General features: G+C 53.7%; 10 protein-coding genes. 1 reads left to right on the top strand and 9 read right to left on the bottom strand.

Features of this window, described 5'->3' with window-relative positions; genetic code table 11:
- Positions 1-7 precede the first annotated feature (7 nt).
- From R3C20_22880 to R3C20_22840, 9 genes are all read right to left on the bottom strand, one after another.
- Positions 8-994, bottom strand: coding sequence for an ABC transporter ATP-binding protein (locus tag R3C20_22880; GenBank protein ID MEZ6043353.1), 987 nt, complete (start codon positions 992-994; stop codon positions 8-10).
- A gap of 9 nt (positions 995-1,003) precedes the next feature.
- Entirely contained in the window at positions 1,004-2,887 is a 1,884-nt protein-coding gene (locus tag R3C20_22875; protein MEZ6043352.1) for a hypothetical protein, read from the bottom strand.
- Positions 2,888-4,792: a hypothetical protein gene (locus R3C20_22870; GenBank protein ID MEZ6043351.1), complete on the bottom strand. Its 1,905-nt coding sequence runs from the start codon at positions 4,790-4,792 to the stop codon at positions 2,888-2,890.
- The gene (locus R3C20_22865; GenBank protein MEZ6043350.1) at positions 4,789-5,814 is read right to left on the bottom strand and encodes an ABC transporter ATP-binding protein; all 1,026 of its coding nucleotides are present in this window, start codon (positions 5,812-5,814) and stop codon (positions 4,789-4,791) included. The genes R3C20_22870 and R3C20_22865 overlap by 4 nt, the downstream gene beginning before the upstream one ends.
- On the bottom strand, positions 5,807-8,245 hold the full coding sequence (locus tag R3C20_22860) for a hypothetical protein (protein MEZ6043349.1): 2,439 nt from the start codon (positions 8,243-8,245) through the stop codon (positions 5,807-5,809). The genes R3C20_22865 and R3C20_22860 overlap by 8 nt, the downstream gene beginning before the upstream one ends.
- On the bottom strand, positions 8,242-10,119 hold the full coding sequence (locus R3C20_22855) for a BatA and WFA domain-containing protein (protein ID MEZ6043348.1): 1,878 nt from the start codon (positions 10,117-10,119) through the stop codon (positions 8,242-8,244). The genes R3C20_22860 and R3C20_22855 overlap by 4 nt, the downstream gene beginning before the upstream one ends.
- On the bottom strand, positions 10,116-11,012 hold the full coding sequence (locus tag R3C20_22850; GenBank protein MEZ6043347.1) for a DUF58 domain-containing protein: 897 nt from the start codon (positions 11,010-11,012) through the stop codon (positions 10,116-10,118). Before R3C20_22850 ends, R3C20_22855 begins: the two co-directional genes overlap by 4 nt.
- A gap of 71 nt (positions 11,013-11,083) precedes the next feature.
- On the bottom strand, positions 11,084-12,103 hold the full coding sequence (locus tag R3C20_22845; protein ID MEZ6043346.1) for a MoxR family ATPase: 1,020 nt from the start codon (positions 12,101-12,103) through the stop codon (positions 11,084-11,086).
- Between the two features lie 110 nt (positions 12,104-12,213).
- On the bottom strand, positions 12,214-13,902 hold the full coding sequence (locus tag R3C20_22840; GenBank protein ID MEZ6043345.1) for a DUF1549 and DUF1553 domain-containing protein: 1,689 nt from the start codon (positions 13,900-13,902) through the stop codon (positions 12,214-12,216).
- Positions 13,903-14,404: 502 nt separating this feature from the next.
- Here R3C20_22840 and R3C20_22835 point away from each other — a divergent pair.
- On the top strand, positions 14,405-15,025 hold the full coding sequence (locus R3C20_22835) for a 4Fe-4S binding protein (protein MEZ6043344.1): 621 nt from the start codon (positions 14,405-14,407) through the stop codon (positions 15,023-15,025).
- Positions 15,026-15,217: the final 192 nt, after the last annotated feature.

Raw genomic sequence — 15,217 nt, 5'->3', positions numbered from 1 at the left:
CCTGTGGTCAGGTTCGCACGCCTCGGGTCGTCAGGTCCATGAACGCCTGATTCAGATGCTTTCTTTGCTGACTGAACGATACGATTGGGATATTGAGAGTCAGCATTGATGCGAGAAACGTATTTGCCGTTGCCCCGGATTTCAGCTGCACGATGAAGTCTTTGCCACTTGTGAATTCGGGTTCGGTGACAGATTCCACCTCTGGTAAACCCTGAATGAGTTCCACTGTGTTTTCAGGCACTTCTGCCAGTTTCAGGTTATAGGCCGTCTGGTCGATGTTGTTGTCCAGCAAAGCATCCATTGGACCACTGAACTTAACCTGTCCCCGGTCGATGATCGTGACGCTGTCACACAGTTCCGCCAGCTCACTCAGGATGTGGGAACTGATGAAGATCGTCTTTCCCATTCGCCGAAGTTCTCGCAGAATCTCCATTAATTCGATGCGAGCTCGAGGGTCAAGTCCACTGGCGGGTTCATCCAGCAGCAGCAGGTCCGGATCGTGAACAAGAACTCGGGCCAGACTTACTCGTTGCTGCATTCCTCGCGACAAGCCACTAATCAGATCATCCTTGCGTCCTTCCATATCCGTCAGGGTCAGGACATCGTGGATGACCTGATCTCTTTGCGAGAGTGCCAGTCCATAGGCGGCGGCAAAGAAATCCAGATATTCGAAGACAGTCATCTGTCGATACATGCTGAAATGATCGGGCATAAATCCAATCCGCCGACGAACGTTGACGGCGTCGAATCGCACACTGTGACCGAATACGGAGACTTCGCCCCAGCTTGGCTTCAGCAATGTGCAAATGATCTTGAGCGTTGTCGTTTTCCCCGCACCGTTTGGCCCGACGAATCCATGCAGCGTTTGCGGCATCACGCAAAAGGATACCTGACTTAATGCCTGATGCCCTTTGAACGAATGTGAAAGATCCGTGACGGAGATCGCAGGCACTGTTGTTGGGGAAACGCTGGTTCTTGCAGAAACTGTCGACATACCTGTGGTCTATTCTTTTTCAAGGGGCAGGTCACATACAAAGAGTATGCGGCCTTCGGTTTTTGTTTCAGCATTCAGGTCCGGCATCGCGCCGTCCAGAGTATTTGTGTAGACGTACAACCGCACTCGATCGGGAGGAAGTGTATATGCTTCGGGCACGACAACCCCATCATCGACAAGGCTTCTGGCCATCAGACCATAGATTGATTCATCCATGAATCGCTCTGATTTGGTGCGTGGATCATCTGCCTGTTCAACCATGGGCATCCAGAATGACTGGTATTCGAAGGTCCGTCTTGTCGCACAGAAATCGTCCAGTGTCTGAATCGACGCACCTTTAACAATTGTTTTGTTGGTTGCGTCGTACGCACCACGGTATAGGCGCTTTCCGTACAGCAGTAGCAGGTCGGTATCCTTCCCTGACGGAAACCCCTGTCCCGTCGAAATCAGGACGTCAATCAACTCACGCCCGTCGCCATTCATCGCGACCAGACTCAGTTTCCAGTCCGGAAGTGAAATACGCCGCCGGCTGATGATAGTCTGTGAACTGAATGGAGGGATCTGCCCGGCAAATGTTGCCTTGTTGCCCGGAACGATCGTGGCGGCAACCTGCTCCTGAGAATCCCCGGCCGAGAATAATGCCTGCTGATCCCTGGCACTGAAAATGTATTCGTCGCCGTCAGTAACGAACAGAGTTGTCCACTGAAGCATATTCCAGTGGCCGGGGTCTTCCATTCTTGCGACGGCAACGGAATGCGACACAGTCGATTCACCATAACCTCGACGTCCAATCAGCAGGAAAATAATGCTGAAAAGGACCGAAAGTCCGGCAATCGTACCGTAAGTGACCAGGTAGTGATACTTCTTGTTCTGAGACAGGAACCAGCATCCTGGAAAGATCAGTCCGATGTAGCAAAGCGACATCAGAAAAATCAGCCACCACGCATGTTCGGGCTGTGTCAGCAAACGCATCCCCGCAAATAATTCCTCGTCAATGACGGACGGGGCCGAGACGCTGGAACGAACTTTGATTTCATTCTGTTGCTTAATCTCCACCCGATCCGGGTCTTCCGAAAATCCCATTTGGAGGGTGATTGGGTAGACAATGGCCTGAGACAGTTCACTTCTTTGGATGTCGTGTCGAACAACGCGGCCGGATCCCAGAAGAAAATCGTCAAAGGGTTGATTCAGATCGGCCATTGCCGATGGAAAGACCAGTGACTGACGATTACTGTCGCGAAGCAGGTGGAGTTCTCCGCCAGATCGCACCCATGACAACAGGGCATCCTGTCGTGGGGTTTCCCAGTCAGGAACGTGGTCCAAAAATAGCACCTGTAGCCCCACCAAAGCCGTAGAGTATGGAGGGAATATTTCTGCGGGCATGTGCTTGACGCTGGTCGGAATCCGATTGGTCAAGCCTGATGGATCAAGAATCACCGCGGAAGCAGTCTTTGCATCAGTACCGTCCAGCGCATCACTGAATACAGATCGTCCCTGAGTCAGTTCGTTAGCAAAGATAACTCCCTTGTCTGTACGAATTGCCAGCCGCCAGGTCGTAGCTTCACGGCTGACGTACGGATAAAACTGAACCCATCGCATGGTGTGCGGAGACAGATACAGCGGTTCTGCGAGACGTCCTCCGACATCCTGAAGCATCCCTGAAACCCCCTGCAGTGTCACGACGCCTTCAACAGCATCGTCTGTCAGATTGTCCAGTAGTACAGAGACCGGATTGAATTGCCCCGGAACGACGCGGCCATCAAATCCCCAGAGCGTCTCTGCGATCCGTATGCGTTTGTTTTGTGCATGAACCTGTTCACCTGCAGCGGCAAGAAGCAGCAGGCAAATGACGATTGACAGATTTCGCGGAGACGTCCGCGTTTGGGATAACATCTAGATCTCCGCCCGTTGCAGGCCATAGAGCTGTTCAGTTGAATTCGAACGACTTTCGCAGCGATTCAGTAGTCTGGAAGACAGGTGTAGTACTCCGGTTCGAACCAACAAGTGAATGAATATCTGGATCACAAGCATGAACAGTGCTGCCAGAAATGTGGCTCCACGTGTGGATTCCATACGGGGAAGGCTATGATAGGTGTAGCCCGATGTTTCCTGAAGGTACAGTTCCGAAAACAAGACCGGTCCAATTGGCGTTGCGGCAAATGCAATATAGCTGGCCCGCGGCGCGGGCTGGGGTTCCCAATTGGGCGTTGGACGGATGTAAGAAGCGACGCTTGCAATAATCATCGCGGCGAAGAGCGGCAGAATGGTTATCGAACCATTTGCTACGACACCCATCAGCACTGAACGCGACTGCGATTTGCACCAGGCACCCACTCCGGCAGCCAGCCAGGAAAGCAGAAACAGGGCATTCGCAGTCGACAGCGTTGTTAAAAGAACGTAGCCGAGCATCGTCATTGCAAGTGACAGAGCGCCCGGCTCGATCAGACCACGAATATCATGATGCAGCAGGAGCAACGTCAGATGAACTGTGCCGATGGGGACTGCCAGCATCAGCATCAGGCGTTTCATGCCTTTGACTTTTTCAAGAAAGATCTGCCGCGATGTCATTGGAGACGCCAGCAGGGGCTCAATGGTTTCGCGTGAGCGTTCGGAGGAAATCGCCGTAGAGGCTTTGACGGTAATGACCAGAACCACAAGTGCCCACAGCATTACCATTAAGACTCGCAGCCCTGAAAATCCAGTGGCGCCGTTGGAAATGGCTGCCAACGCACAGATGAAAATGGTCGGTACTTCCAAAGCGGTCAAAACACGAAACAGGTATCTCGCTTTCCCAAGGGACTTTCGCGTCAGTTCACGCCATGCGATGGGATCGAAGGTTGGAAGTGTATTTGAATCCTTGATGATCTCGATGCCGCGCGTTGTCCGGTTGTTGAGAGATACAAAGAAACGGTCAATCAGTTTGAATAACTTCAGAATCGGTGATGTTGGTGTGATGAACGCTCGTCTTATCAGGAAAACTCGCGACATGAGCACACAAATTACGCTCAACGTGAGCGATGGGACTGAGATCGCAATTACGCCAATCACCCCGAAGTTCGCCACGGCGTTCAGAAACAGATTGATCAACCCGCGGCGGACACCGAAGCCGGGATTTGCCGGGCTCGCAACAAACCCCTGCCAGATATCAAACGGAGTCAGGGTCAGAACTCCCATGGCACCGGACGACATCAGGAGCAGCAATACAATCACGTAGGAGCATACGAAGGCACTCACCGTTGTCATAAACCAGGCGCTGCACATCAGTCCGATGGATGCATACAGCAGACACTCGCAGCTCAACAGCCAGATGGTACTCAACAGGACGGATGTGTCGACGCCCCCCAGGGAGTAGACGTATGCCAGCAGCGGAAACGTCAGGAGCAGAAATGTCACCATGGGCACCATTCGACTGCCAAGTTTCTCGAGGACAATGGTGAAGGGGGATAACCTGGTGAGCAGCAGAGTTCCCAGTGTGTTCCGTTCCTTTTCCATTGTGATCGAACCACAAACCAGCGCGGGCATCAGAAGCTGAACGCTGTGGAATAACCAGGGAACAATATCCTTAAAGACTTCTCCTCCAATACCAAAGTATTTATTTCCCGGCACTCCCGTTGACGCTCCGGAAGCAAACCATCCTCCGGTCACGTTCATAACCGAGTTTTGAAAAGCAATCAGCACAAGAGTCAGCAGAATCAACGCACCGACGATACGGATGATGTACGTCGCCCGCCGGTTGGCCAGTTCGGTGAGTTCACGCCGCAGTAACGGAAGCTGAGGGATCAGCGATCGCAGACTCATGCAGTCTTTCCTTCCGTCAGCTTCATGAATGCGGTCTCCATATCCATGGCTTCCGGCTGAAACATGACCAGTCTTGCTCCGCTTTCGACGAGCGCCTGATGAAGGTCGCCTACTGACGTCTGATCTTCATGGAGTCGAATCGCCCAGCGGTCGACCTGCTGTTCGACAGAATCGACGCCATGGATTTCCCGCACTCGAGCCAGCAGTTCCTCTGAAGCGTTCTCACTTCGAATATGGATCACGCGCTTCAGTTGCAGCTGTCGGTAGATATCTGACAGTGAACCTTCAGCGACCAGCAAACCCGTTTCGATAATTCCAATCCGAGTGCACAGCTGACTTAGTTCTTCAAGAATATGGCTGCTGATCAGGATCGTTTTCCCCATTCCTCGAAGTGCCTTCAGCAGTTCGCGAACTTCGATACGAGCGCGGGGGTCAAGTCCGCTGGTGGGTTCGTCCAGTAACAATACCTGCGGATCATGCAGCAGAACGCGAGCCAGGGCGAGACGTTGTTTCATGCCACGTGAGAGTCCGTCGACGGGGGAGTCGGCTTTATGTGTCAGATCCGTCAGCGCGAGAACGTCGTCAATCACACCACGGCGTTTCGAGACCGGGAGTTTGTAGGCCGCTGCAAAAAAATGCAGATACTCGAGTGCCGTCAGGTCTTCATACACACCAAAGAAGTCCGGCATGTAGCCCATGACTTCGCGAACGCGCTGAGGATTGCTCAGCACGTCCAGACCACAGACCATTGCCATGCCCCGGAATCTAGGCTGCAGCGTCGCCAGTACGCGAATGGTAGACGATTTGCCTGCGCCGTTCGGACCAATAAATCCAAAGACTTCCCCCTGCGGAATATCAAGCGAAATGCCTTTGACCGCTTCGAACTTGCCGTAGTTCACGCGGAGATCGCGAATACAGACGGCAAGTGGCTTCGATGTTGTTGCAGCCGATGGAGCTGCACTCTCTGTTTTGTCAGAAGAATCTCTGGTGGCTGCGGAAGTGATGTCTGCAGAATTAGTCATTGCTGTCTTCCGACGGAATGTTGTAGAACCTGCGGTAAACTTTGTAGTCATTTTCAGTCGTCTGCACGACGATCAGCACCCATTCTGAAGGGTCGCTCGAATCTGACATACAGAGGTCCTCAAGCATGCCGGATCCTTCGGGAGAGACACGAGACACCAGGTTGAAATACCCGGTTTGGTCGCTCGTTTGGGTGACGCTCGCAAGCCCACCGTACATCGAATACTGATGAAAATGATTCTGGTATCCATACGGACCGATCCGCAGATTCTCCCCGTGAGTCAAGTTGAAGACTGCAGAGCCAGTGATGGATAGCGTTTCTCCACTGTGAAGCACCGCGGCATGCCAGACGGATTCTCCGTTGGATAATGACCGAATGGAATCTGCCAGGCGGGTGCGACCTTCATTCGTGCTCACCAGATCCGGATCCGTCCAGTCGATCCCGGGCAGTGTGATATCCCGGGGGGCCAGCTGGAATGTCCGATTAATCTGTGGTGACCATTGCTGAACATCCTGAGCCATTACGTAACTGGTTGGGAAATGACCTTCGAATCGCAGTGCTTTTCCACCACTACTGACGGCTGCCTCGCTCGAATATCCATAATTGCTTTGAGGCAGGAATTCCGCTGCCGCCGTGGTGAATTGGTTTGAATACTCTTCAGAATGGGTTGCACGTGAACCATAGAACAGCATCTCCAGTACTGTTCGCCGGATGGGTTTGCCGCCTTCTCCAATGTCGATGATATCGATGGTCCCTCCGGTTTCCGTGCTGCCCATGTAGTGGTGGGCCACGGATATTGTCAGCAAAGTGAATGCGGCGGTGACAATCGGGAAGACTATCCACGTTGCTTTGCGGATCTTCAGCGCACCCAGCACGAGATAGTCGATCGGGCCGATGGTGACGACGTATGCAATCAGGATGACGGAAATAATCCACGTGGGGACCATCTCAACATCCTGTGGCAACAGATCTTCGGCCGCAATTTCGAGAATTTCTGATCGAACAGGCGCCAGGCGGCTGTCGACTCCATACGTCGCCCGAATCTGCTCTTCGGAAAGATCCTGTCGATACGTTTGGTCTCCGCCATAGTGATTCTCGATATAGTAACCGCGTTCATCCTTCTTCACGTTGACGCCGTGCTGATTCAGGTACTGAATGAGATCTTCCCGGTGCCAGTCCCTGCCCTGCCGGACGCTGCGGGAAGATTTCACCTTCCATAACCACGCGACGATGCGACCAAGATCCACCTTTGACAGATGCGACTTCAGGTCATCGTGAACGGGCAGAATGACAATTCGCCCGAGATCCAGTTTCGAATAAATCGGCTGACCCTGAAGAAGGGTTTCGTCAATCAGGCTACCGTCGTCTGCCAGAAGCATCGGCGGTGCTGCTCGGTGACTGCCCACCAGTGACTGGAGAAAGTTCACGTGAACCTGCCGAAGCGAACCATCAGGAATGACGCAAAGGCTGCCCCCGGCCCGCAGCCAGATCGTCAATGCATCCATTTGCGCGGACGACAGTCGTGAGAGTGCGCCGTCCGACAAAAGCACAATATCAAAGCAGCAATATTCCAGGGGATCTTCAGGGAGATCACGTGAGGCCCAGGTCGTGGAAAAGAACTGAATATGTTCACCGGTTGCCTGATTGCCGCGCACACCCGGGGCTCCGGGGTCCGGTACTTCCTGATCCAGCAGTTTCTTCGGGTTGTAGTTCTCAAGCGAAAGCGCACGATCAAGGAAGGATTTGTTGGCGGACGAACTGCCGAACACCGTGTTGCCGGTGCAGGAACACAGCAGAGACACTCGTTCGTAGGGACTCGGCATCAACAGGTCGTGCGGTTTCGGGGGATTCACTTCTTTCAGCGAGGAACTCAGCGGGTAACGATCCGTTTCGGTTTGGAACCAGGCCTGAACGGCCAGGTTCTGGATATTCGACGTCTGCACCGGGGGCAGTATGGTGTTAAAAACATAGTCGCCGCCGCTGAGCACGATGTCGGGGATGACCATTGAAGCAACCATGTCTTCCTGGCCGCGGATATCCAGTGCATCATGCAGGTTCAGATGAAGTTCCCCCTGCATGATTTTCGGGCTGTTGTATTCCAGCTTGATTTGCACAGGTACCGGGCTGCACGATCTGTTTCGAATGGAAAGCAATTCGATTCGCATCCGGACGGGATAGGGATAAACAGACGATCGGCCTTCCTTCGTTTGACGGGTCTCCTGTGCTGAGACAAGGGGCGTCAGAGCTGATGAAAAAGAAATTGCCAGCAGCGCAGAAAAGACACATCGCCACAGACAAATCGCTACGGCAGCTTTGTTGACCGCAGTTGAATTGAGCGCAGCCGTGGGTTGAGAGGATCGTAGTGGCGAAAGTGCTTCGTTCGCATCGACACCCTTTGCTCCATAGGTTGCTCCGCTGAAAATGTTTCTCATGCCACCGCCCCTCTGCCGCGCTGGTAGTACCACCATTCCAGCAGCATGATGAAAAACGCCGCCAGAGCCAGAATCCACCACAGAGGCCGGTCACTCTCGAGTACTGCATCAGCCTCGGTTTCGACCTTCATTTCGCTGAACTGAATTTCGGCCGAAGAATCCAGGGAAGTTTCCAGTGGATTCAGCAATCCGGTGCCAATTGAGGTGACCAAGTCGTTGCCATCGAAAACATCGTATCGACCAACTTGTGCAGCGGATGCTCCCGATAACAATCCGCTGCCGGAGGATTGCAAAACGACCTCATCCCCTTCAGGCCCTTTCACTTTGTATTCACGGGACGCGTCAACGCTTATCGCCGGCAGAACTCCGGTTGCCGCTGCACTGACTTCCGACAGCGAAGCCTGTTTCAATGCTGTCTCCACCGCGTTGGCTGCCATGATCGGGAATCCGAGACGATACGGAAGCGTAGAACGGTCTGTATGAAACAGGAACCAGAATGACGTCTTTAATCCTTCACGTCGCTGAATCAGTAACGGGCCTTCATTGCCATCGATCAGCACTTCGTACCCTCTTTCTTCGAGGTCCTTTGTCGTCACATCCTGGCCGTAGGCTGGCTGCTCGCCGATCTGCACGTCCCCCAGCTGGACATGCCGAAGCAGCGGCGCCGTACGATTCCAGTCCACAACGGTCGCGACCTGTTCCTCAACGGTCACAAGTGACTGGAGATCTCCTGGAATGACACCAACAAACACCTGCACCGGCGCAGCAGCATCGCCCACGTCTTCCGTATCACTGACGATGAGATCATATTCTGGCGCTGGAGGTTTCTCACCGGTTGATTCAACTTCAACCTGCGGCAGGACCCGCAGAGCATGTTGCCAGGAATAAAGCCCCGGGGACGTCCATGCCTTCAGCGGGCGGACGGCCGGCAACGTCAACCAGACAGAATTGTCATTCTTCATGGAATCGAAGCCAGCCGGAACCAGTCTGGCTTCCAACAGCCGCATTTGATCGGAAGAGACCGGAAACACAAGACGCTGTGATTCATCGGCTGCTACTTCGACGATTTCCGCTGCTGATTTTTCGCCGTTTTCAAACAGCTGCAATTCTCCGCCGCGGAGGTCTTTCGTGGATCCGGCGACTCGCACGAACACTTCCCATTCGTCGGTTGCCGTTCGCCGAGCACTCATTTCGGTGATGCCCATGTTAGGGCCGCCGGTTTCCAGACGCCGAATCTCAAGTGAAAATGGAAGTTCGAAGTCGACTTTCGGAGGAAGGTTGCCGTCCGTCATCACAATCACATTCTCTATGTCGAACGTCCGAGTGTATGCGGCCGCCATACGAAGAACATCATCCAGCCGCCCCGGCATATCGGTTGGAGAAAGAGATTCCAGCGCGCGAATGAGAACGCGGCGATCATTGGTGAATTCCGTGAGCCGTCTTCCTGTGGACGCAAATGAGAACAGGGCAATTTTCTGATCGCCATGCAGGTTGTCGATCAATTCCTGAATTTGTTCTTTCACCAGGGCCAGCCGGCTTTTGTCATCGGACTGGTCGACTGCCCCCATGCTGGCGGAGCAATCTACCAGGATGGGAAGGTATTCTGCATTCTCTGCCCCGGACTGCAGGAAGGGCTGCATCAATGCCAGAATCAGCATGGCCAGCAACAGCAGTTGTAGAAGTAACAAAATGTTACGCCGGAATTTCTGGAAGGGTGAATTAACGCGTTGATCGTTGATCACAGACTGCCACAGTGCGAGCGAAGAAATCTCCACGCGGGGCCGTTTAAGTTTCAGGAAATACAGGATGATCAGCGGGATCATCGCCAGAAAAAACCACGCTCCAAACAGGTTGCTAAAACCAGGCCAGCTCATCTTCGCACCCACCCCAGTCGACAAAGCTGATCCATCAGCACGGTGTTCAGAGGTGTGACGGAATCGATCGACGTGAATCTCCCATTTCGTCGTCGACACATCGTGTCCAGCGTTTCCTGCAGCCAAAGTCGCTGGTCGTGATAAACATTCAACAATTCCGCCGCGTTTGTGATATCCAGAGTTTCTCCTGTTTCGCTGTCTACGAAACGCAGGTCGCCCTGAACATCGGGTTGGATTTCCGACGGCGCGAGAACCTGTAACCCCCAAACTTCAAGGCCGCTGCTGTACAGTAGATTCAGCGGCCGCGTCAGGTCGCCCAGCGTCAGGAAGTCGCTGATAATGATGGCGATACCACGCCCTCGATGAAAACGCAGCATCGTCTCGATTGCGGATTCAATAGGGACGGCCCCGCCACCTTCGACCTGCTCAATGAATTGAAGCATCGGTCGGATTTTGGCACGTCCGGTGCCGCCGGGAAGCCGCCAGGGCTGGCCATCCTGCTGGTGGATGGCGTAGGCACTGACTTTTTCAACACTTTGTAAGGCCATCACACCGAAAGCTGCTGCCAGTTGTTTCGCTCGCGCCAGTTTATCCTCAAACAACATGCTGGTCGATGCGTCAACCAGAAGGACAACGTGCAGCTCTTCTTCGTGCTGGAATTGCTTAATGTATGGCCGGTTGAGTCGCGCGAAGATATTCCAGTCGACGTAACGCAGGTCGTCTCCTGCCACGTAGTCGCGGTAGTCGGCGAAGTCTGTACTGCTGCCACCCTTTCCCGAGAGGTGCTCACCACGACTTCGGTTGGTCAACCGTCGGCGAGGCAGCAGACGCATGCGTTCGATCTGATTCAGAATTGAATTGTCGAACAGAGAAGTAAGTTGGGACGTTGACACGGGGTGTAGTTTTCAGTTGAGAGACTTACTGATTGAGAGCTGGTACGAAAAGCAGAACGTCAATCACCCGGTCATTTTGCCTCAGTCGGTAGTTTTGTGATGCATTCTTCAATGACGTCACGTACGGAAATCCCTTCGGCCTGTCCGTCGTAATTCAGCAGAGCGCGGTGTTGAAGTACTTCCGGTGCGAAATAACGGATATCTTCGAATGCCACATGAGCGCGCCCCTGACTGAGCGCTCGCACCCTCGCGCCACGAATCAATGCCTGTGCAGCACGCGGGCTTGCGCCCCATCGCAGAAATCGTTTCACCTGCTCGGTGCAGAATGGGGTGTCCGGGTGTGTCGCCAGGACCATTCGGCAGGCGTAATCACGCATAGGATCGCTCACCACGACCCTGTCAAGGACCGTTCGCAGATGAAGGATCCGGGGACCATCAAGAATCGCCTCCACCTGAACCTTCTTTTTCAGAATGGTGCGACTGACGACTTCATTCAGTTCCTCCCGATTCAGGAATGGCACAACCACCTTGTACATGAAACGGTCCAGCTGCGCTTCAGGCAGTGGAAACGTTCCTTCCTGTTCAATGGGATTCTGTGTCGCCAGTACGAAGAAGGGAGGCTCCAGCCGATATGTTGTTCCGCCTGTTGTCACTGTGCCTTCCTGCATGGTTTCGAGCAGTGCGGATTGTGTCTTGGGAGTGGCTCGATTGATTTCGTCCGCCAGCAGCAGTTGAGTAAAGATTGGCCCCTTGCGGAATTCGAAGCGGTACGAGCCGTTTTCGTCTGTTGTCATCATGTTTGTCCCGATGACGTCGGCTGGCATCAGGTCGGGCGTGAACTGAATTCGTCGAAAGTCCAGATTCAGGACACCAGACAGCGCCTTCACCAGTTCTGTCTTACCAAGGCCCGGAACACCTTCGAGCAGAACGTTGCCCCCGCAGAACAGGGCAGTCAGCGTAATTTCGACCACGCGTTGCTGGCCCACGATCACCTGACCAACGGCATCCCGGACGCGTTCGAACTCTTCACGAAACTGTTTCGCTTCGGCCTGTAGTTGTTCGGGCGAAAGCGCAGTTGTGGATTCGGTCATGATGGAAAGTCTTTAATTTCTGATGCAAAGAAGGAATTCAGAAAACGGTCAGACAGGGTTTGAGACCGTATCGAAGACACGGGAACGCAAAACGTTTTTCATCCGGGTAATTAGTGATTCAGAAGGAACTCGCTGCTGTTCAGCAGAGCCCAGAAGATATCGGAAAGAGCCTGCTCCGTATTCTTTGTCGCGCCGCCATTCTGAATGTATTGAATAAGATCGCTTTTTTCTTCCTCGGTTGGTTTTCGGCTGAGCGTCGCCAGGAACAAAGTCTCCAGACGGTCTTCATCGTTCATGAGTGGGAAATCACTGACCGCACGCAGTGTCTGGCTGCGTTCGATGCTGGTCGCATCCGAAATGAATTGTCCATTCATCATCGCCAGCGCCTGTAGAATGGTGGTTTCACGCTGCAGGGGACTTTCAGCATCGTCACGGTAGAGATCCAGAAACCGGGCGCGGGCCGAATTGTCGTCCAGGACGAATGGGTTGTCCGTACGATAGGGTTGATAGAATCCGACGGCTTCTGCCAGTGAGTCAAAGAACTGTTCTGGTGTAAGTCCCCTGAGCGGCGCGCGAGCGAACATCGCGGGATCTGCCTGGCTGGCATGTGTTTGAGTACTTGATGTCTGATAGGCCCGCGTTGCGGTGATCGCCCGAATCAGGAATCGCAGGTCGAACTCATGGGCTGCGAGCTGGTCTGCCAGCAGCTGCAGAATCTCCGGATGAGATGGCGGGTTACTGTCTGAGAAATCGTCGATGGGCTGAACGATCCCCTGCCCCATGAATTGCGCCCACAACCGATTTGCGGCCATCTTTGCGAACCACGGATTATCAGGCGAGGTGATCCAGTCCGCGAGTACATTGCGTGGCGAATCGTTTGATGTCCATTTCGGCTCAACGCCCGAAAGGAAAATGGCGGGAACAGTTTCGCCAGTTGACGGAATTCGGATCGAGCGAGCCGTTTTGTCCTCCCGGGTGGCCACCATCATTTCAGCTGGTTGCCCGTCGGCAGCGGGCTGCTGAAATCCCGAATAAAAGGCCGCCAGGTTCCAGAATTGGTCCTGCTTCCATTTGTCGAAGGGATGGTCGTGGCATTGAGCACAATCGAGCCGCACTCCCAGGAACGCGCGTGAAGTTCCCGTTGCCAGACTTTCCGGCTTTAATTCACGCACTGCAAAAAATGCGGAAGGATTGCTGGCCGAATTCAGAATGGGTGCCGGGGCCGCGGAGCCGATGCCTTCAGTCGTAATGATCTCGCGGACAAACTGATCGTACGGTGTATTCTCTGCGATGTGTTGCCAAAGCCACGCATCAAATCCCGGAATCAATCCTCGAAATTGCGCCTGACTGTTCGCTGTGGGAATCAGTGCGTTCCGCCAGACAATTGTGAAATGGCGGACGTAGGCCGGGTTGTCGAGCAAATGATCGACAAGCTGGAGCCGTTTGTTTTCAGACGAGCTATTCAAAAACTCTCGCACTTCCGAAACCGCAGGGATTCTGCCCGCCAGATCCAGGTAAATACGTCGGATGAATTCTTCGTCCCCGGCGATTTCGGAGGGAACAATCTGCTGCTGGTTCCAGACGTCGTGAAGGATCGCGTCGATCTGAGTCGCTGTCGCCTGAGCCGACAGGGCTTTTCGCCGATCGGGTGCTGTGTGTCCGCCTTCTCTGACAGCGGCTGAGTCAGGATCCTGCGGTTGAAGTTGGCCAGCAAGGGCTGAAACAGAATGGGAGGAGGCTAGGGAGAAAGACAACAATACAGCCACGATCAGGTGGAACCAGCGGTTTGGTAATTTCATTGTTGCCGCTTTCGATCTCGACGCTTTCGTCGCACGCCTCGTTCGCCGACCGATTTTTCCGATAAGCGAAGCGAATTCATGCGGAAGGTGCCATACGGGTGAATATTCTGACAGCAGAGTATCTCCCCCAACACCAATGATCCAGGGACCAGCCTTGAAGACATCTCATCGTGGCGGAAATGTCCCGTAAGAGAAGAAAGTTTGCCACGATGCCGGCCTGATTCATCGGGCGGCCGATTTTGCCTGAAAACTTTTGAAATGGCATCGGAAAGGTTCCCGACTCCTTCTCAGGCGCAGGAAATCGCGGAGGGGCTGGACAAATTTCAGCGATGGCAAAGGCCAGACTGGATGGTTCGAAGTACGATCCGGAGGTATCGTTCGCCGATAAAGTGAACCGGCTTCGTCGAAAACGTGCCCGGCCACTGACGAATGGCTACTGACGACTGCCCGCTCACGATAAAGAACCTCAAAAATTCCGAAGACACAGGCAAAGCCCAGCGCCATGACCATTTCGATGACGGAATACTTTCGGACTCGCAAGGCAGACCGAAAGAAAGAGACGCGTTACATCAACGTGATCAACAAGGACAGCTGCACTTCCTGCAACTCATGTGCGTCGGTCTGTCCAGTGGACTGCATCTATGAAGTTGTCAGTCCGGTTCCTTCAGAGAGCTACCATCAGATCGACACCAGTCGCTGCATTGGCTGCCAGATGTGCTTCCGGTCTCCCAATGACAGTACGGATTTGTACACGCTGACGATCTGCCCCTGGAACGCGATCGACATGCTGCACAACCCCAACATGAAGCCGGATCCGACTTCTGTGCTGGAACCCTACTATCGCGGCGGCGACTCTGATCTTCCGTGGCCCAAACTGGAGGAGTATGGCTACCAGCTGTTCCTCGACGGTGAGGTGTATCTTCCTGCGGAGGAAGCGGCATTGCACGCGGTGTTCGGATTTCTTCAACAACCCTCATGGATGTACAGCGAAGAAGATAACATCCGAATTGTTGAGGAAGAGACAGTGAAGGGCGAAGGGTTCGTCCGATATCGAGCCACAGAGGAAGGCCGAGCCCTTCTGGACGTCATTTTCCAGTCGTACGCCCGCATCTTTATGGATTGATGTGAACTTACCTGTCAGTTTGCATTGCGACTGCAGGCCAACCGCTGCATAATCGCGGCTTGTCGATCGAAACGTTTCATTTGTCGACAACAACACAAAATCCGTTGCCATTTGATTGCAGCGGAACCAGTCGTTCGGGGGCGAAACGCTGTCTCCAAGTGCGGCGGGGCCAGCCAAACCGGGTCAGATCCT

This window comes from Planctomycetaceae bacterium (assembly GCA_041398825.1).
In the GTDB taxonomy this organism is placed as follows: domain Bacteria; phylum Planctomycetota; class Planctomycetia; order Planctomycetales; family Planctomycetaceae; genus F1-80-MAGs062.
The sequence above is the reverse complement of the archived record's forward strand: the minus strand, read 5'-3'. Positions and strand labels throughout refer to the sequence as shown.

Coding starts and splice junctions, on each gene's coding strand:
- R3C20_22880 (MEZ6043353.1), bottom strand. CDS start 994: ATGTCGACAGTTTCTGCAAGAACCAGCGTTTCCCCAACAACAGTGCCT.
- R3C20_22875 (MEZ6043352.1), bottom strand. CDS start 2,887: ATGTTATCCCAAACGCGGACGTCTCCGCGAAATCTGTCAATCGTCATT.
- R3C20_22870 (MEZ6043351.1), bottom strand. CDS start 4,792: ATGAGTCTGCGATCGCTGATCCCTCAGCTTCCGTTACTGCGGCGTGAA.
- R3C20_22865 (MEZ6043350.1), bottom strand. CDS start 5,814: ATGACTAATTCTGCAGACATCACTTCCGCAGCCACCAGAGATTCTTCT.
- R3C20_22860 (MEZ6043349.1), bottom strand. CDS start 8,245: ATGAGAAACATTTTCAGCGGAGCAACCTATGGAGCAAAGGGTGTCGAT.
- R3C20_22855 (MEZ6043348.1), bottom strand. CDS start 10,119: ATGAGCTGGCCTGGTTTTAGCAACCTGTTTGGAGCGTGGTTTTTTCTG.
- R3C20_22845 (MEZ6043346.1), bottom strand. CDS start 12,103: ATGACCGAATCCACAACTGCGCTTTCGCCCGAACAACTACAGGCCGAA.
- R3C20_22840 (MEZ6043345.1), bottom strand. CDS start 13,902: ATGAAATTACCAAACCGCTGGTTCCACCTGATCGTGGCTGTATTGTTG.
- R3C20_22835 (MEZ6043344.1), top strand. CDS start 14,405: ATGACCATTTCGATGACGGAATACTTTCGGACTCGCAAGGCAGACCGA.